Origin of the sequence: Corynebacterium glaucum, from assembly GCF_030408855.1 — a bacterium.
In the GTDB taxonomy this organism is placed as follows: Bacteria; Actinomycetota; Actinomycetes; order Mycobacteriales; family Mycobacteriaceae; genus Corynebacterium; species Corynebacterium glaucum.
The window spans coordinates 844,025-860,411 of record NZ_CP047358.1; the positions used below are offsets into that span (position 1 = coordinate 844,025).

The following is a 16,387-nucleotide window of genomic DNA, read 5'->3' on the forward strand; positions in this document are numbered from 1 at the left end:
CGGTTACGCCTTCGAGTTGGGGGACCGATCGGCCAGCGGCACCTGGAGCGCGCTCGGTGAGCGATCCCCGCGTAGCCGCTTCACCACATTTTCGGCAGAGATCAAGCACATCGGCACGCCCACGCCCGGCAGCGTCGTTGCACCGGCGTAGTACAGCCCGTCAAGCTTTTTCGACGCATTCGATCCGCGGAAGAACGCCGACTGGCGCAAAGTGTGCGCCGGTCCGATCGATCCGCCGCGCCACGCGTGGTAGCGCTCGGCAAAATCCGCGGGTCCGAGCGTTCTTTGCACAACAATGCGCTCACGCAGATCCGGAATCTCGCACCAAGACGCGAGCTGATCCACGGCAGCATCGGCAATCCGCGAAACAGCTTCCGAGCTTGCCTCGCGGTACATGTCGCCGTGCCCCAAATCCTCGTTCGCAGGCACAGGCACCAGCAGAAACAGGTTCTCGCAGCCCTCAGGCGCAGTCGAAGGATCCGTTGCAGACGGCATCGACACGTAGATCGAATGCGACGCACCGAGCGGTCGCGCCGACACCGGACCGTCGAATACCGCGTCGAAATCCGCCTCCCACGCCTCGCTGAACAAAAGGTTGTGGTGCTCGAGCTGCTCGAGCTTGCCCTTAACGCCCAGCATCACCAGCACCGTGCCCAACCCAGGGTCGCGCGGCGCGAAATAAGACTCGTCGTAGGTGCGCAACTTCTTTGGCAGCAGCCGCGTCTCTGTGTGGTGCAGGTCCGCGCACGACACCACGACATCCGCGCGCAGCTCCTCGCCTCCGGTCAGTCGAACTCCGGTCGCTTCTCGTCCTTCGTACGTAATCGCAGCAACCTCCGCGCCCAACCGCACATGGGCGCCGTGCTCGACCGCCAGCGTGTGCAGCGCATCCACCACCGCAGTGAACCCACCCTGCGGATACTGCACACCCTGCACCAAATCCGTGTGGCTCATCAAGTGGTACATCGACGGCGTGCGGCGCGGGTGCGAGGACAAAAACACCGCCGGATACGTCAGCATCTGCCGCAGCCTCCTGTCTTTGAACCGCTTGGCCACAAAGCGGTCGAGCGGAACAGTCAAGAATTTCGCCAGGTCACCGTAGCGACGGAGCATTCGCTTATCGACGAACCCTTCAAGCGAATCGAAGTTCGTATACAAGAACCTCTCAAGCGCCATGTCATACGTCTCGGCGGCTGAATCCAAGTAGTCGTGGAGGGCGGCTCCCGCCCCGGGCTCGATCGACTCGAACAACGCCTCGGCGTTGTTGCGGCCCGAATGCACGTCAATCGGTTCGTGACCTTCCGGGAAGAGACGGTACGCCGGTTGCAGCTCAACCAGGTCGAGCATGTCTTCGGTGCGTTTGCCGAACAGCGCGAAGAAGTGGTCGAAGGCGTCTGGCATGAGGTACCACGAGGGGCCGGTATCAAAGCGGAAACCGTCTACTGCTTCTTCACCCGAGCGTCCACCGAGTGAGTCGAGGCGCTCGACCACGGTGACCTGGTATCCGTCGCGGCCCAACAGTGCCGCCGTGGATAAGCCGGCGACACCAGCGCCGATCACGATCGCATGTCTTGGTATGTGGGTGAAGCTGGTCATGTTCGGTCTCGTCTCTGCAGCGGGGGTTTCTTCACGGAGCGCCTGGAACGGGCGACAGCGCGTGCGGTTATGAAGAGTTTGCGCCGGTTGGGCACGCTGATGCGGGTGTGCGCGAGCTCGCTCGCGGGCGTGGCGGCGACCATGTCGGTCAGCTCGCGAAACAGCGCCTCGGCCGCGGCAACCGCCGGGCGCGCCGAGGTGGGTAGGAGGGGGATCGTGGACTTTGCGTGGTCGAGCTCGCTGCGGATGTCGGCGATGAGGGCGCGCAAGGTGCCGTCGTCAAGCGAATGCCCCTTGAACTGCGGGAAGTAGTTGCGGCCGAGCGTGCCGAAGTCTTCGCCGAAGTCGCGCAGAAAGTTGATCTTTTGGAATGCTGAGCCCAGTGCGCGAGCACCGCACTCCAACTCTTCTCGATCAGCAGCGGTGATTGGGTAGTCAACGAGGAAAGCGCTCAGGCACAACAGGCCGATGACCTCTGCGGAGCCGTAGACGTAGTCAGAGAACTCCGTGTCGGTATACGTGGTCTGCTCTAGGTCGCGGCGCATTGAGGCGAAGAAAGCCTGCACGAGCTCATCGCGGAAACCGCAGCGCCGTGCGCTCTGGGCGTAGGCGTGGATGACGGGGTCGGTGTGGAAGCGGATCTCGGGCGCGCTGCGGACCTGGGCCTCGTAGGCGTCGAGAAGCGTAGCTGGGTCAGTGCTGGCTTCAGCGGCGGTGCCGTCTACGATCTCGTCGGCAATGCGCACCATGGCGTAGAGGTTGCGGATGTCGCGCTTCAGACCCGGTTCGAGGAAGCGGGTGGCCAGGGAGAAACTGGTGGAGTAGCGAGCGATGACCTGCGCGGCGGCGTGGTCACACATGTCGTCGTAGCGCGAAAGATACGACGCTGCTGGGTTAGGCGCCATGTGGGGCCTGTCGTGCAGTAACCATTGCCTCTTAGCATTCCCTTATTTTTGCAATCGTGCAAGTAATCGACGTGGCGAGGCTCTCTAACCACCTGCGCGCCGAAGTCGGTAGCAACAACCTGCGCGCTGTTGTCCGTTGAGCCGTTGTCCACCACAATGACGTGCTCAGGCGGGCTGGATTGGGCGGCGAAGCTGCGCAGGCAGCGCTTGAGAAGCGCGGCGTCGTTCAAACAGGGAACAACAACGGCGACAGTAGGAATCACGACTCGGTGGCGGCCTTCATATCGTCGTAGGCGGCGAGCGCCCGCTTGCGCGATTCTTTGATGTCCACCATCGGCTCCGGATACATCGGCGTCAACGCCTCCGGCACCCATTTACTCACGTAGGTGCCGTCTGGGTCGAACTTCTCGCGCTGTAGCTCCGGGTTGAACACGCGGAAGTACGGTGCCGCGTCGTCGCCGGAGCCGGCCACCCACTGCCAGTTGAAAGGGTTGGACGCCACGTCTGCATCTACCAGGGTGTCCCAGAACCATTCCTCGCCGTGGCGCCAATGGATGCCCAAGTTCTTGGTCAGCCACGAGCCCGCCACCATGCGCACCCGGTTGTGCATCGCACCCGTCGCCCACAGTTCGCGCATCCCGGCATCCACCAAGGGCACACCCGTTTCTCCGCGCTGCCACTGCGCAAGCTCGCCCAAGTGCTCCGCCTCAGGATCCATCGCCTGGTGAGCAAACGCGTGCTTGTCCGAACTCGGCACAGCGCGTTCGGTCCACGCCCAGTCAAAGTGGTCGAATTGGCCCCGCACGTTGTGGGTCTCCATCTTCGGCACGTGGTAATACCGGTGCCAGGCAAACTCGCGCCACACCACCTGCCGCAGGAACGCCCACGCGTGGGGTGCCGCTGCCGGGTACTCGTCGGCAAGCGCGGCAGTTTCGGCCCACACGTACCCGGGCGAGAGTTCGCCGAACCTTAAGTGCGGGCTCAGACCAGACGTCATTCCGCCAGCAAGGTCGTTGTTGTCGTAGCTCCCGCCGTCGCGCAGGCGCTCGAGGAACTCGTGGAACCGTGCCAACGCCGCGTCCTCGCCGGGGGTGTTGTGCGCTGCCAAGGTCTGACTCCACGCCGGTTCCTCGACCTCGTCCGCGTCCGACAGCGCAGCGACATCCACGTCGGCGGACTCGAACTGCGGGGCTTCGAGCGGGTGCGGGGGAGCGTCGATAAGCAATGCCTGAACCGCTTTGTAGAAGGGGGTGAAGACCTTGAATGGGGTGCCTGATCCCGTGACCACTTCCCACGGCTCGTTGAGCAGGAAACCGGGGTGCGAGGTCGCCCCAATGCGCTCTTTCACGGCCGCGTCGACGTCGGTGAGGTGGTAGCGGCGATTCCAGGTCACCTCCGCACCCAGCGCCTGCGCGATGCGGGGGACTACCGCTCGCGGGTCACCCTTTGCTCGGATCAAGGGGAGCTTTTCGCTTATCGACGCCTCACTGTGGCGCCTCCACCAGCGCGCAGCCGCACCGAGCGGCCGACCTACCGTTTCGTCGACGGTGAGCCCGACCACTGGGCCGCGTTCGGCTGCCCAGTGCAGTGCGGCGTTGTCGGTCAGGCGCAGATCGTCGCGGAACCAGACGATAATTGGGCGGGTCATGGTGGCGCCGGGGCCTACGTGCGGTCGGCGACGTACTCTTTTGCGATCTGCGCAGGCTCTGCGCGTTCCTTGCCCACGTTGCGCAGGTTCATCGAGACTAGATCTTCCGTGGTCAGCATTGCGTTGACGGAGTTGATCACGTCGAGCGCGCCGTCCGGCAGCTCGCCCGCGCGGTAGAGCGGGAGGACGTTCTGCGGCGGAATGAGGTTTTCCGGATCCTCCAGGGTCACCAGATCCGCTTCTTCACCGTCGTCGTTGAGGGCAGGCGAGGTGGTGTAGATGTTCGCGGCGTCCGCGGTGCCCTCCAGCAGTGCCGCAACGGTGAGCGGACCGCCGCCGTCCGAGATCGGCGTGACGGTGATTTTGGAAGCGTCGATGCCGTAGACGCCGGTCAGACCCTCTGGGCCGTAAGGGCGCTCCGCGAACTCCGGGGGCGCAGCGATGGTGATGGTGTCGAGGTTGTCCAAGTCCCCGATGGTGACCAGGTTGAACTTCTCGGCCGTTTCCTTGGTCACGCGGTAGGCATCCTTGGATTCGCCGGGGGCGAAGTCGCCTGCGTTCAGCTCCTCGGGCAGTGCAGATTTGAGCGCGTCGCGCACAGCGTCTTCGTCGGCGCCGGCCGGGAGCTCACCGAAGTACTGGGTGAGGTTGCCGGAGTACTCCGGCACGAGGTTGATCGATCCCTCCTCCAGCGCGGTGATGTAGACCTCGCGCGAGCCGATGCCGGAGGTGACCTCTACGTCGAATCCTGCCTCGCGCAGTGCCTCCGCCCAGATCTGGCCGATGATCTCAGACTCGGGGAAGTTCGCGGTACCGATTTTCACCGTGCCATCTGCGCTTTCCGTGTCGGTGCCCGGGGCAGTGGTGGTAGCTGTCGGGTCTTCGCTGGCGCACGACGCCAAGGTAAGCGTCGCGACAGCCGCGAAAGCGGGGACAGATGCGGTTTTGGTTATGCGTGCAGTCATACACAACGACTGTAGACAGATTCAGACGCTAAGCGGTGAACCTGGCAGTTGCTCAACTCCTGTAGGGCGTACCGCTCGCTGCACTGCGGCGAGGAGGAGGTCCACTGCAAGCGCCAGTGCGATCACCGCGATTGCTCCTGCGATCATGCGGGGGTAATCCTGTACCGCGAGACCGTCGATAAGCAATCGCCCCAGCCCTCCGAGACCGATGAATGCGACGACCGTCGCTGTGGCGAGAACCTGCACCACGCAGGACCGCAGGCCGCCGACGATCGTCGGGGCCGCCAAGGGAAGCTCGACGCGAGTGAGAATCTGGGCCTCGCTGTAGCCAGCAGCGCGGGCGGAGAGCACGACGTCGCGCTCGACGGTGTCAAAACCGGCGACGATGCCGGCAACGAGCGGTGCGGCCGCGAGGAGCACGAGCGTGAGGGTGGCGGGGATGAGCGGTGCGGTGACCCCGCGCGGGAGGGTGACAGCGAAAAACGTGAGCATGCCGAGTGCCGGCAACGCGCGCATGGCGCCGGCGACCGCGAGCACTGCGCTCGCCCCCTTGCGGCTATGACCGACGGCAACGCCGATTGGCACCGCCACCGCTGCGGCCAGGATGACCGCGAGCAGGGTGTAGCCGAGGTGCTCGGCGATGCGGGCGGGAAACCCGCTGGGGCCGGACCAGTGCTCGGCCGCGGTGAGGTACTCGAAAGCTTCCAGGAGGAATTGCATCAGCCCACCCGCCTTGTCCACGGCATGGCCAGTCGGCCGAGCAGCACCAGCGCGACGTCGATAAGCACCGCGAGGGCGATGGTGCCGATGATTCCCGCGAGAATCTGGGTGGGGAAGCTGCGCTGGAAACCCTCGGTGAACAGCGTGCCCAGGGATGGAACGCCAATCAGCGCGCCCACGGAGACCAGACTGATGGTGGATGCAGCGACCACCCGGATGCCGGAGAGCAAGCCCGGTCCCGCGAGCGGCAGATCGACGGCGAACACCCGGCGCGCTGGCGCATAGCCCGCGGCGGTTGCCGATTGCCGCACCGCGGACGGGACAGCGTCGAAGGCGTCGGCGGCGGCGCGCACCATGAGCGCAATGCCGTAGAGCGTGAGCGCAACCACCACGTTGAGCGGGGAGAGGATGGACGTGCCCAGCACCAAGGGCATCAAAATGAACATGGCTAGCGAGGGCACCACGAAGATGAGTCCGGTTGCAACCACCACCGCCTCTCGTGCGGCGGGGAAGCGGTGCGCGGCCCAACCCAGTGGCACGGCGATGAGAAACGCCAGCACGATCGCCGGCAGCGCAATCTTGAGGTGCATCCATGTGAGCTCGGCGATGCGACCGGAGTTCGCGCTCAGCCAGTGCCAGTTCACCGCAGCACACCCTTGATGTTGCCCATGGCGTCGACCACCAGGCGTTCCCCGTCGCGTTCGCGGACGGTCAGGCTGCGCGAATCCATCCCGATGAAATCGCGCACCGCGTCGTTGGCGGGATGCGCCACGATCGCCTCGGGGGCGCCTGCTTGTTCGATGCGGGCTTGAGGCCCGAGGAGCACCACCTCGGTGCCCAACAGAAACGCCTCATCGATATCGTGCGTGACCATGAGAATCGTGGTGTGGATCCGTTCGCGCAGCGCCAAAATTTCCTGCTGCAGGTTGCGCCGCACGACGGGGTCGACAGCGCCGAACGGCTCGTCCATGATCAAAATGTCCGGGTCAGCGACAAGCCCGCGCGCGACACCGACGCGCTGCGCCTGTCCGCCGGAAAGCTCGGCAGGGTAGCGCGTGCCCAGAACGGGGTCGAGATTGACCAGTTCCAGCAGCTCCGCGGCGCGGGCGCGGGCCTCGCGCTTTGAGGCGCCGCCAAGGCGCGCGATGTCGGCGATATTTTCCGTCACCGTGCGATGCGGCATCAGCCCTGAGTGCTGCATGACGTAGCCGATGCTGCGGCGTAACTGTACCGGGTCGACATCTTTCACGTCGACACCTCGTACGTGCACCGTGCCCTCGGTTGGCTCCACCATGCGGTTGACCATGCGCAGCAGCGTTGTCTTGCCGCATCCAGACGGGCCGACGAAGACGGTGGTGGCACCTTCTTCAATGGTGTGGGAAAAGTCTGCAACGGCCGGGGTCTGCGAGCCGGGGTAGCGTTTCGAGACCCGCGAAAATTCAATCACGTCTATCCAACCTAGTTAGGTTCGCTCATCCACAACATGAATTGTCACCGGCGCAGACGAAAATCGGTACACCCCGGGGGCGGTGTCTAAGGTGGCGTTGAGCTCATGTATCAGCGACTTCGTGGCGGCCAGTTGGATGTGTTCCGCATCGGCTTCAAATGATCCCTCCGGGTGCAAGAACACCCAGGCACTCTCGCATACCAGTGCAAACGAGTGACCGTGGGGCAGCCGGTAGCGCGCCGCGCGAATCAGCGCCTGCGCCGCTCGCGCATCCAAGTCGATGCGGCCGGTCGCATCAACACTCAGCAGTTTCGCGTGCACTGCGCTTATCGACGATCCCTCATCACGCATTCCTCGCTCCACCCGCGCACGCACGTGAATGTCATTCAAGATGTCGTCGCGCGCCGGGTCGCTAATCCCGAGCGGGACGACGTCGCCAAGTACCCCAGTGAATCGCAGTGGATCCCAAGCGAGCGCGGCTTCGAGTTCGCGCGCGGTGAGCCCCACCGCGTAGGTGAAGCGCACGATGCCGGTAGGCGGGTCGATGACACCGAGGACCGGATCCGTGACAAAGGTGAACGCCTCAATTACGGCATCGTCGGTGACGGGGGAGCGCATGCGCATGTGGTGGCCCGGAGCAATCTCATAGCCGGAGCGGCGGACGTTGCGCACCATTGTCGCGAGTTGGCGTGCTGGCCATTCATACGGCACCGGGGTATCGGCCGGGGTACGCAGTGTGAGTTCAGTTTGCGTTCCCGCGGTGGGCACTGCGGTGCGCACCCGGGAGAGGCCAAACGTGACGTACAGGGTATGTGGGAGCGGAGTTTCCACGTGGTAGGCCAAGACTTCGAGCTCGTCGTAATGAAACACGAAGGGATCTTCGGCGCCAGTGAGCGCGGTGATGTGCTCGAGGATCGCATCACCGCCGAGGCGAGGCCCACGCTTCACCCGCGAGGCGAACTCCGACAACCACCGCATGGGCACCAATCTACGCACCGCGCACAACCCGGCAAACGACGCGGGAACTAAAACACCGCTGGTGACGTTAAAGTTGATGAGTTGTCTTTGAAAAACCTGAGTTTTGACGAGTGGGGCAACTCACGCGATATGTCGTTTCCAGATATATTCGTGAGCGTCTTAAAACTTGAAGTATCAAGAGAATCTGAAAGGACTGGGGTACGTGAGCAGCAACAACCCTGTGTTAACAAACTTGCCTGGTGCGCAGAGCCAGAACGGCTATGGCTACCAGCAGCAGGGCTACGGCTACCAAGACGGCTATGGCGCAGGGGCGCCGCAGATGCCGCAGATGGGCGAGCAGCAGCGCCCGATGACCGTGGCGGACGTGACTGCCAAGACCGGCATCACGCTCGCCGTCATCATCGTCGCTGCGGTGGCGTCGTTCTTCCTGTGGGCTGCGGGGCTCCAACCGCTCGCGTCGATTCTGACCATCGTCGGTGCAATCGGTTCGTTCATCACCGTGCTGGTGCACTCTTTCGGGTCGAAGTTCGGCTCGCCGGTCATCACCCTGGTGTACGCAGTCTTTGAGGGATTGTTCCTCGGCGGCTTCTCCTTCATGATTGCTGGCCGGTTCACCGTTGCAGGTGCTGACGGTGGCGCACTCATCGGCCAGGCGATCATCGGCACGATCGGCGTGTTCATCGGCATGCTCTTCGTCTACCGCACCGGCGCGATCCAGGTGACCAACCGCTTCAACCGCGTCCTCACCGGCGCGATCTTCGGTGTCCTAATCATGGCGCTGGGCAATTTCCTGCTCGCTATTTTCACCGGTATGTCTCCGCTGCGCGACGGCGGTACCCTGTCCATCATCTTCGGTGTGGTGTGCGTGGTCCTCGCCGCACTGGCGTTTCTGCAGGACTTCGACATGGCGGACAAGCTGGTGCGCACCGGTGCACCGGAACGCGCTGCATGGGGCGTTGCGCTTGGCCTGGCAGTGACCCTGGTCTGGCTCTACACCGAGATCCTGCGTCTGCTGTCGTACTTCGCTGACCGCTAAGTACTGTGGCAGATTAACGCTCCGCATTGTTCAGCTCAGAGCTACGAGCAAACCTTGTGCCCGGTCGGCGTTTCGCCGGCCGGGCTTTTGTAATTTTCAGACCCTGCCTTCGCGGTTGTAAATGGAGGAACCTTGACCTGACGAAGAGCGTCAAACTGGATCAAAATTGGATTGAAGGTTGATGAGCGTCATTTCGAGCCCCTTGTGGCAGCGATCCCAATCAGTAACATCCGGCACATGGTTACTTCAGCCAAGTCTTTAAGGAAACTGTCCATAGCGACCGCAGTCGTAGCCCTTGCGGGTGGCGTGCTCGGAGTCGGTGCAGCCGAGGCTCAGGAGCGACCTGCCACCTCCAGCATCGACCAGTTTGTGCAGATGAGCTCAGATCTCTTCCGCGACCGCGGGGGAAGCCCTGCACCGGCCCCCGATGCCCCAGTTGGCTCGGATCTGATCCGCCCCATCCCCGAGGAAAGTGATCAGCTGCAGGGTGAGCGGCTCGGGTCAGCACTGGACTCCACGCTGCGAGTCAAGAACAATCACGAGATCACGGTCGACTTCCGGGAGAACGGGTTGTTGAGTTACAACGACGGCTGCAACACGGGTACCGCCAACTACCAGATCGACAACACTGGTGCCCTCCGCATCAGTGACCTAGCGGAAACCAAGTTGGCCTGCGAGCCAGGCACCCAGAAGGATGCGGACGACCTGAAGTTGATCCTGCGCTCCAACCCGCAGCTCTACCAGCTCGATTCCACCACACTCTTCCTTTCCGGCCAGGGCCACGGTATCGATTTTGAGAAGATGCATGGTCGAGCGATCTAACTGAGGTGGGACACCCCGTCGACTTCTAGAAAAGGCTGATCGTACTTTCGATCAGCCTTTTCTCTTTTGTAGGGGTCTCGGTGAAACAGTGAAAAAGGTAGAAGTGTCGCCCCTCTCGAGAGACGCTCGGTGCGTCCAAAGCGTCGCCGTCAGTGTGGCGTAGATGACAATTAATGAATATGATCGCCTAGAACACCGGCCTAGTTACTGGCTCTCTAAGGATCATGGAAATGACGCGCAGATTCTCAGTAGGTTTCTCTTCGGCGCTTCTTGTTCTGGCGCTTGTAGTTGTGTGGGGCATCTTTGCCCCGGGTGATTCGAAAGCGCAGCATGACAGCAGCGCTTCTGCCACGAGTTCTTCTCTATCCACACCACCCGGAAACGCCTCCGCGAGCGAGGCGACCGTAGAAAATAAGGCTGCGCTGGTGATCGATGCGTCAGGATCGATGGCGGATGCGGATGTCGATGGTGGAACTCGCATGGATGCGGCCAAGCAAGCCTCCCGTGATCTTGTGAACTCCTTGCCAGAGACCGCGAACCTGGGGCTATTGGCGTACGGGATGCGAGAGTCGAGTGCGCCAGACAATCGTGAGCGCGGATGTCGTGACATCGAGACGCTGGTGCCGGTGGGCGAATTGGATAAGCAAGCGATGATCACAAAGATTGACGAGATGACGCCGAGTGGGTATACGCCGATCGGCAACGCGTTGAGGGCTGCAGCGAAAGAGCTTGGCAACGAGGGTGAGCGCACGATCATCTTGGTGTCCGACGGTATTGACACTTGTGCTCCGCCGCCGGTATGCGAAGTGGCGAAGGAGCTGGCCAATGAAGGAATCGATCTGACAATCCATACGGTTGGTTTCAAGACGGACGAGGAAGCACGCAAAGAGCTCGAGTGCATTGCCGATGCTGCTGGTGGCATCTTTATGGAGGCGGACGACGCTGGATCCTTAGCTGATTCGTTGAAATTTCTCGCGCAGCGTGATGCCAGCTTGTACAAGACTGCTGGTACGGAGTTCGAGTATTCCGACACCCCGGAGAATGCCAAGTGGCTGGGGGAGGGGCGGTACCGCACAACAGTGACCGCCAAAGTTCGAGAGAACCCAAAGGACGCGGTGGAGCAGCGCTACTTTAAGATCGCTATTCCCAAAAACCACAATGCGATCATTTCAACCGCTGTAATCCCCAAGCGTTCCACCTCTGGACGGGCTCGCGATGTCGATGTTGAGGTGGGAAGAACCGAGCTCATTAACGCCAATGAATCTTGCGGCGGAGTGGCCGGTGGCGTTTGGTCCGGCGACGGGGGGAGGTCGCGGGGGAACGCGGACAACACCCCCGAAGCATACGTCCGACGAATCGAGCCGGTTCGCGAGGAGCGAGGTTGTGAACCGCACTGGACGGTAGCAGACGAGATCTTTCTCACCTACGGTGCGAGTGAGCTGACCTATGGGCCTCAGGGATCGGGGGAAGAAGCAGTCGATGTCGAAGTGGTGATCAACTTCGAGCCGATCCCCGACGAAGCAGAAGTTGCAGATTTTGCTGCACCTGAACAGCCGATGGATAGCGAGGACCAGCTCGATTTTAATGGCGCACAGGAGATCCACGGGGGCTCTAGTTTTGCCAACGCAGTTGAGGTGGAGCCGGGGGCATACAAAGACGCGATCGTTCCAGGTGAATACCGCTTCTACAAAATTCCGGTCGAATACGGCCAACGGCCAGTCATCAACTACCGGACGGGGGTAGCTGAACGAGAAACAGGCGAATCGTTGAACGCGAATCTTTATTCGCCGTTCCGCGCGACGTTAGACACGGATCTCGCCCTCTTTGCCACGAGTTATACAGCTGAAGGCGCGGTTGCGGGAGACACGGTTAACTTTCGCAATCGTGAGGATGGATCCACCGGCAAGCAGATTGCCAATGCCGGTTACTACTACGTGGGCCTTGCTATGGACCAAGGTGAGGGCGAGGAACTCATGGGCGTTGAGCAGCCCTTCGAGATCGCTTTCGCCGTAGACGGGCAGACCACTAATGGTCCGGAATGGCGTCCTACCGACGAGGACGGCCCGGAGCCCAGTGATACGCCGCCAAGTACGAGGAGCTCCGAGGAGCCCGAGGCTACAGAATCGGAAACCACCCAAGCCGAATCGGAAGAGTCGGATACTCCTGAGACGGGCGACGGGGGTTCCGGCTCACGAGGCATGTTGACCGCCGCAATTGGCATCGGCATCGTGGTGTTGTTGGCAGCTATCGCAGTCGCCGTGGCAGTATTGCGGCGCCGGTAGGTTGACCCGTGGACGAGCGGACGCCGCTCGGAAGTTGCACCGCCAGCACGTTAGAAAGGTTGCAAGGAAAACGGGCTCAAGCAAGGATCCAAACCTTGTTTGAGCCCGTTCTACTCGGCATATGGCTAGATGCCGGACTCCGGGTTCTCCGGCTTGCCGTCGACAGTGATGGTGGTGAACACCAGCTCGCCATCAACAACCTGCGGGCCGCCGAGGGTAACGGTGGACCCCTCCATCACGCGCTCCGGATCAACCGTGATGCGAGTCGCGGTACCGGTAGCGCCGGTGGCGGTCCACTCGTCCCACACGATGTCCTCAAGGCGATCCTTGTTGCCCTTGCAATCAAGGTTCAGGCTAAACGGGCGCTCAACACCCGTGATATCGCAGTTGTTGAACTTCGGAAGCTCACCCGCTGCAGCGGTGGAGCTTGCACCCGCCGACTCGCGCACGGATTCAGCTGCAGTCACGTTGGTCACGGATGCCGCAGAAGTCTCACCCGCGAGGTCGGATCCAGCCAAAGAATCCGGGTTCTGACTTGTTGCGGTATCAACCTTGCCAGAGGCAGAGGGGTTCTCGTGCGGAGGGGAGCAAGCGGCGATGGCCAGTGCGGCGACGGCTGCAACTCCAGCGGCGACTTTACGTGCGGAGGTGGAGGTCACGGGTAGTCCTTAAAATGTCGTCTTGATTTTGGGAACTGTGCGCTACTTTGCGCGCGGCGTGGAAGCCTTATCCGAATCATAAGGCTCTGCGGAGATAATCGTCACCGAAATCTCGCGACCGTTCGGGGCGGTGTAGGAACGGGTCTCGCCTTCAGCCGCACCAACAACTGCAGCACCGAGCGGAGAGTTCTCGGAGTAGGTCTCCAGATCCTTGTTGCCGGTCGAGGCGGCGCGAGTACCGATCAGGAAGGTTTCCTTGTCGTTCTCGTCGCCGTCGTAGTACACGTGCACCACGCTTCCCACGTGAGCCACACCCTCAATGACACCGGAACGCTCGGTTGTGGAGTTAGCGAGGAGCTCGGAGATCTGCTTGATGCGAGCCTCTTCCTGATCCTGCTGCTCGCGGGCGGCATCGTAGCCGGCGTTTTCCTTCAGGTCGCCCTCTTCGCGGCGCTCATTGATTTCGGCAGCGATGACCGGGCGGTTGTCGATGAGCTGCTGGAGCTCGGACTCCAGCTTCGCTTTCATCTCGGGGGTGATGTACTGCTGCTGGGTCTCAGCCATGGGGTCTTTCAAACCTTCCCTCATACGTCAAACGAGCCCGCACGCCGTCGGCGAGCTGGGCATCGTCAGGTTGTCAAGCCGAAATCCTAACACAGCCGCAGTGCTCCCAGGCAGGAACCCCCAGGCTATCTGCGCCTATCGAGCGGCCTAGCGAGCGCCAAGGTAAGAGTTGGCCGTATCTATATAGAACGGCACGTCTTGCGAGCATCCGTAGATTCGGCCCGAGGACACCGGTGCACGGGTGGGCAGATCAACGGCGACGCTTTGCAGTTTTTCGCCTCCCGCGGGGATGAGCACTTCGCGGCGGCCGACCTCCGCATGCTCATAATCGACGGCAAATACGACGCAGTAGGCGTCGACCGTGGTGTCTTTGCGGTCCACCTCGATCCAAAGACGTGCGGTGGAGTCGTCGATACGCTCCTGCGTGATGAACTCCGCTGTCACCGGGCGCGACTGGGCCCTGATGAATGCTTGGCCGGCCATAACGACGACGAGAAGCACCATGGCCACCGCGAAAATTGCAATGACCTTACCGCTCACGCCCTTCCCAGCAGAGCCCTCCGCGTTTGGTGACCCGGTGCTGGAGCCGTAGCGGGCGCGCTGGCGCGGCTGCGGCGGAGTTGGCTTAGGCGGGCGGCGGGACACTATCGGACAACCTCGAAGAGAAATCGGTGGCGGAATCGAAGGATGGATTTTCCACTGATCGTACTAAGATAAGGCGGCGTTAACGTTTTACCCCCTACAAAAGTTGGAGAACGAGTGTCTGGCCTGCGCCTAATGGCAATTCACGCGCACCCCGATGATGAGTCTTCGAAGGGTGCCGCCACGATGGCGAAGTACGCGGCGGAAGGCCACCGGGTCAAAGTGGTGACCTGTACCGATGGTCGGCGCGGTGACATTCTGAATCCGGCAATGGAGCGCCCTGGAGTGTTGGAAAACATCTACGAGGTGCGAAAAGGGGAAATGGCTGAGGCGGTCAGCGCGCTCGGGATTGAGCACGAGTGGCTTGGCTACGAAGATTCCGGTCTGCCGCAGGGGGACCCGCTGCCGCCGTTGCCGGAAGGCTCGTTTGCCACCAAGCCGAAAGACGAGGTCGCAAAGCGGCTCGTACAATCGATCCGCGAGTTCCGCCCGCACGTGATCATCACTTACGACGAAAATGGCGGATACCCGCACCCAGACCACATCATGGTGCACGAAGCGTCCATGATCGCTTGGGAGAAGTCCGGGGATGCGAACTTTGCGCCCGAGGTCGGGGAACCGTGGACACCGCTGAAGCTCTACTACACCCACGGCTTCATCCTCCAGCGCATGGTGCTGCTTCATGAGCTGCTTCTGGAGCGGGGGAGCAAAAGCCCATACGAGCTCATGATCAAGCGGTGGAAAGAAAATGAGGGCGACGTCATGCACCGGGTAACCACCCAGGTGAACTGCGCGCCGTACTTTGATCGCCGCGCACAGGCTTTGACCGCGCACGCCACGCAAATCGACCCGGCTGGCGCGTTCTTGGCGAGCCCGGTTGAGGACCAGCAACGGGTCTGGCCTACCGAGGAGTTCGAGCTCGCGCGCTCACGTGTGGATTCGCCGCTACCCGAGGACGACCTGTTTGCCGGTATTTCCCAGTCCGACGCGGAGGAGGCGGAGCAATAAATGGGGACTAAATTTAGCGACGCGATGACGGAGGCGACCTGGTTCGTTCTGGCCCAGCAGCCGGAGGTGCCGCGCGGGCCCGACTTTGGCAAGGCTTCACCGATCGGTCTGCTTCTGATCGTCGTGCTGCTCGTAGTCGTACTGTTCATCGGCTTCCGTTTCCACCGGCGCTACTCCAGGTTCCAGCGCCGCCGCGCGTTTGCTGAGATGCACGGGCTGGACCCGTTCGACGAGCAGGGGATCGACGAGGCTATGGCGGCCGCGGGTGTGCTCGACAGGCGGCAGAAGCGCTTCCTGTAGGCCACTTTCGCCGGGGTAGGATATCGAACTGTGTCAGTGCTCGATCCAGTTCTCTACCCGCTGTACGAAGCTCGCCTCATGCGCGAACTTCGCCACAAGCCGCGCCCAAAACACATCGCGGTAATGGCCGACGGCAACCGCAGGTGGGCGCGTGAATCCGGGTACGACGACATTTCCCACGGCCACCGCGCAGGCGGCGCGAAGATTGGTGAATTGGTGCGCTGGTCCGCGGAGATGGACGTCGAGGTGGTCACCATCTACCTGTTGTCCACCGAGAACCTCCAGCGCACTTCGGAGGAAGTCGAGCTGCTCTTCACCATCATCTCCGACGTGATTGATGATCTAGCCACCGAGCACTATTCGTGCCGCGTCAAGCTGGTCGGCCACCTCGACCTGTTGCCACCTGAGGTGGCGGGGCGGATGCAACGCTCCGCGGATGCCACCACAGAAAAGGCCGGGCTGACTGTCAATATCGCCGTCGGTTACGGCGGGCGGCAGGAGATTGTCGACGCAGTGCGCTCTCTCATTGCGGCAGAGGCGGATCATGTCGACAGCATTGACGAGTTGTGTGAGCGGGTCACGGTGGATTCGCTCGGTGCACACCTCTACACCTCGGGCCAGCCGGATCCGGATCTGGTGATCCGCACTTCGGGCGAGCAGCGCCTCTCCGGGTTTTTAATCTGGCAGGCGGCGTATTCAGAGATCTGGTTCACGGACACGTACTGGCCCGCGTTTCGAAAGATCGACTTCCTTCGAGCGCTTCGGGACTATTCGCAGCGGTCTCGCCGATTCGGTAAGTAGGGGCCGTCGATAAG

General features: G+C 62.0%; 18 protein-coding genes. 6 read left to right on the plus strand and 12 right to left on the minus strand.

What is annotated here, in order from left to right:
• Positions 1 to 3 precede the first annotated feature (3 nt).
• The 9 genes from crtI to CGLAUT_RS04170 are packed head-to-tail and all read right to left on the minus strand — an operon-like array spanning position 4 to position 8,259.
• Positions 4 to 1,596: a phytoene desaturase family protein gene (crtI, locus tag CGLAUT_RS04130; RefSeq protein WP_290186495.1), complete on the minus strand. Its 1,593-nt coding sequence runs from the start codon at positions 1,594 to 1,596 to the stop codon at positions 4 to 6.
• Positions 1,593 to 2,456 (minus strand): phytoene/squalene synthase family protein, encoded by an 864-nt coding sequence (locus CGLAUT_RS04135; RefSeq protein ID WP_290186496.1) that lies wholly within the window; start codon positions 2,454 to 2,456, stop codon positions 1,593 to 1,595. The genes crtI and CGLAUT_RS04135 overlap by 4 nt, the downstream gene beginning before the upstream one ends.
• Complete coding sequence (locus tag CGLAUT_RS04140) at positions 2,372 to 2,875, minus strand: glycosyltransferase family 2 protein (RefSeq protein WP_290186497.1); 504 nt, start codon at positions 2,873 to 2,875, stop codon at positions 2,372 to 2,374. Before CGLAUT_RS04140 ends, CGLAUT_RS04135 begins: the two co-directional genes overlap by 85 nt.
• Positions 2,761 to 4,149 carry a cryptochrome/photolyase family protein gene (locus CGLAUT_RS04145; protein WP_290186498.1) on the minus strand — a complete coding sequence of 463 codons (1,389 nt, stop codon included), beginning with the start codon at positions 4,147 to 4,149 and terminating at the stop codon, positions 2,761 to 2,763. Before CGLAUT_RS04145 ends, CGLAUT_RS04140 begins: the two co-directional genes overlap by 115 nt.
• A 14-nt stretch (positions 4,150 to 4,163) precedes the next feature.
• Positions 4,164 to 5,114 (minus strand): ABC transporter substrate-binding protein, encoded by a 951-nt coding sequence (locus CGLAUT_RS04150; protein WP_290186500.1) that lies wholly within the window; start codon positions 5,112 to 5,114, stop codon positions 4,164 to 4,166.
• 21 nt (positions 5,115 to 5,135) lie between these two features.
• On the minus strand, positions 5,136 to 5,834 hold the full coding sequence (locus CGLAUT_RS04155; RefSeq protein ID WP_290186502.1) for an ABC transporter permease: 699 nt from the start codon (positions 5,832 to 5,834) through the stop codon (positions 5,136 to 5,138).
• Positions 5,834 to 6,478 carry an ABC transporter permease gene (locus tag CGLAUT_RS04160; RefSeq protein WP_290186504.1) on the minus strand — a complete coding sequence of 215 codons (645 nt, stop codon included), beginning with the start codon at positions 6,476 to 6,478 and terminating at the stop codon, positions 5,834 to 5,836. The genes CGLAUT_RS04155 and CGLAUT_RS04160 overlap by 1 nt, the downstream gene beginning before the upstream one ends.
• Complete coding sequence (locus CGLAUT_RS04165) at positions 6,475 to 7,281, minus strand: ABC transporter ATP-binding protein (protein WP_095659617.1); 807 nt, start codon at positions 7,279 to 7,281, stop codon at positions 6,475 to 6,477. The genes CGLAUT_RS04160 and CGLAUT_RS04165 overlap by 4 nt, the downstream gene beginning before the upstream one ends.
• Before the next feature lie 15 nt (positions 7,282 to 7,296).
• Positions 7,297 to 8,259 carry a suppressor of fused domain protein gene (locus tag CGLAUT_RS04170; RefSeq protein WP_290186506.1) on the minus strand — a complete coding sequence of 321 codons (963 nt, stop codon included), beginning with the start codon at positions 8,257 to 8,259 and terminating at the stop codon, positions 7,297 to 7,299.
• Between the two features lie 202 nt (positions 8,260 to 8,461).
• Here CGLAUT_RS04170 and CGLAUT_RS04175 point away from each other — a divergent pair, with 202 nt between their 5' ends.
• From CGLAUT_RS04175 to CGLAUT_RS04185, 3 genes are all read left to right on the plus strand, one after another.
• Complete coding sequence (locus CGLAUT_RS04175) at positions 8,462 to 9,295, plus strand: Bax inhibitor-1/YccA family protein (protein WP_095659619.1); 834 nt, start codon at positions 8,462 to 8,464, stop codon at positions 9,293 to 9,295.
• Positions 9,296 to 9,532: 237 nt separating this feature from the next.
• Positions 9,533 to 10,117: an META domain-containing protein gene (locus CGLAUT_RS04180; RefSeq protein ID WP_290186507.1), complete on the plus strand. Its 585-nt coding sequence runs from the start codon at positions 9,533 to 9,535 to the stop codon at positions 10,115 to 10,117.
• Positions 10,118 to 10,347: 230 nt separating this feature from the next.
• Positions 10,348 to 12,399, plus strand: coding sequence for a vWA domain-containing protein (locus CGLAUT_RS04185; protein WP_290186509.1), 2,052 nt, complete (start codon positions 10,348 to 10,350; stop codon positions 12,397 to 12,399).
• 125 nt (positions 12,400 to 12,524) lie between these two features.
• On the opposite strand, the gene CGLAUT_RS04190 is transcribed toward CGLAUT_RS04185, so the two are convergent.
• The 3 genes from CGLAUT_RS04190 to CGLAUT_RS04200 all read right to left on the minus strand — a co-directional run bounded on the left by CGLAUT_RS04190 (position 12,525) and on the right by CGLAUT_RS04200 (position 14,267).
• Entirely contained in the window at positions 12,525 to 13,058 is a 534-nt protein-coding gene (locus CGLAUT_RS04190) for a hypothetical protein (protein ID WP_290186512.1), read from the minus strand.
• A gap of 42 nt (positions 13,059 to 13,100) precedes the next feature.
• Positions 13,101 to 13,622, minus strand: coding sequence for a transcription elongation factor GreA (gene greA / locus CGLAUT_RS04195; RefSeq protein ID WP_095659623.1), 522 nt, complete (start codon positions 13,620 to 13,622; stop codon positions 13,101 to 13,103).
• A 147-nt stretch (positions 13,623 to 13,769) separates the two neighbouring features.
• Entirely contained in the window at positions 13,770 to 14,267 is a 498-nt protein-coding gene (locus CGLAUT_RS04200) for a DUF4307 domain-containing protein (RefSeq protein WP_290186514.1), read from the minus strand.
• Between the two features lie 132 nt (positions 14,268 to 14,399).
• Here CGLAUT_RS04200 and mca point away from each other — a divergent pair, with 132 nt between their 5' ends.
• Genes mca through CGLAUT_RS04215 form a run of 3 tightly spaced genes read left to right on the plus strand, consistent with a single transcriptional unit; the run spans position 14,400 to position 16,373 of the window.
• Positions 14,400 to 15,272, plus strand: coding sequence for a mycothiol conjugate amidase Mca (gene mca, locus CGLAUT_RS04205; protein ID WP_290186515.1), 873 nt, complete (start codon positions 14,400 to 14,402; stop codon positions 15,270 to 15,272).
• Positions 15,273 to 15,572, plus strand: a complete 300-nt coding sequence (locus CGLAUT_RS04210) for a hypothetical protein (RefSeq protein ID WP_232507196.1) — start codon at positions 15,273 to 15,275, stop codon at positions 15,570 to 15,572. It abuts the gene before it with no gap.
• Positions 15,573 to 15,602: 30 nt separating this feature from the next.
• The gene (locus CGLAUT_RS04215) at positions 15,603 to 16,373 is read left to right on the plus strand and encodes an isoprenyl transferase (RefSeq protein ID WP_343898685.1); all 771 of its coding nucleotides are present in this window, start codon (positions 15,603 to 15,605) and stop codon (positions 16,371 to 16,373) included.
• Positions 16,374 to 16,387 lie beyond the last annotated feature (14 nt).

Coding starts and splice junctions, on each gene's coding strand:
- crtI (WP_290186495.1), bottom strand. CDS start 1,596: ATGACCAGCTTCACCCACATACCAAGACATGCGATCGTGATCGGCGCT.
- CGLAUT_RS04135 (WP_290186496.1), bottom strand. CDS start 2,456: ATGTGTGACCACGCCGCCGCGCAGGTCATCGCTCGCTACTCCACCAGT.
- CGLAUT_RS04140 (WP_290186497.1), bottom strand. CDS start 2,875: ATGGGTGCCGGAGGCGTTGACGCCGATGTATCCGGAGCCGATGGTGGA.
- CGLAUT_RS04145 (WP_290186498.1), bottom strand. CDS start 4,149: ATGACCCGCCCAATTATCGTCTGGTTCCGCGACGATCTGCGCCTGACC.
- CGLAUT_RS04150 (WP_290186500.1), bottom strand. CDS start 5,114: ATGACTGCACGCATAACCAAAACCGCATCTGTCCCCGCTTTCGCGGCT.
- CGLAUT_RS04155 (WP_290186502.1), bottom strand. CDS start 5,834: ATGCAATTCCTCCTGGAAGCTTTCGAGTACCTCACCGCGGCCGAGCAC.
- CGLAUT_RS04170 (WP_290186506.1), bottom strand. CDS start 8,259: ATGCGGTGGTTGTCGGAGTTCGCCTCGCGGGTGAAGCGTGGGCCTCGC.
- CGLAUT_RS04180 (WP_290186507.1), top strand. CDS start 9,533: ATGGTTACTTCAGCCAAGTCTTTAAGGAAACTGTCCATAGCGACCGCA.
- CGLAUT_RS04185 (WP_290186509.1), top strand. CDS start 10,348: ATGACGCGCAGATTCTCAGTAGGTTTCTCTTCGGCGCTTCTTGTTCTG.
- greA (WP_095659623.1), bottom strand. CDS start 13,622: ATGGCTGAGACCCAGCAGCAGTACATCACCCCCGAGATGAAAGCGAAG.
- mca (WP_290186515.1), top strand. CDS start 14,400: ATGGCAATTCACGCGCACCCCGATGATGAGTCTTCGAAGGGTGCCGCC.
- CGLAUT_RS04210 (WP_232507196.1), top strand. CDS start 15,273: ATGGGGACTAAATTTAGCGACGCGATGACGGAGGCGACCTGGTTCGTT.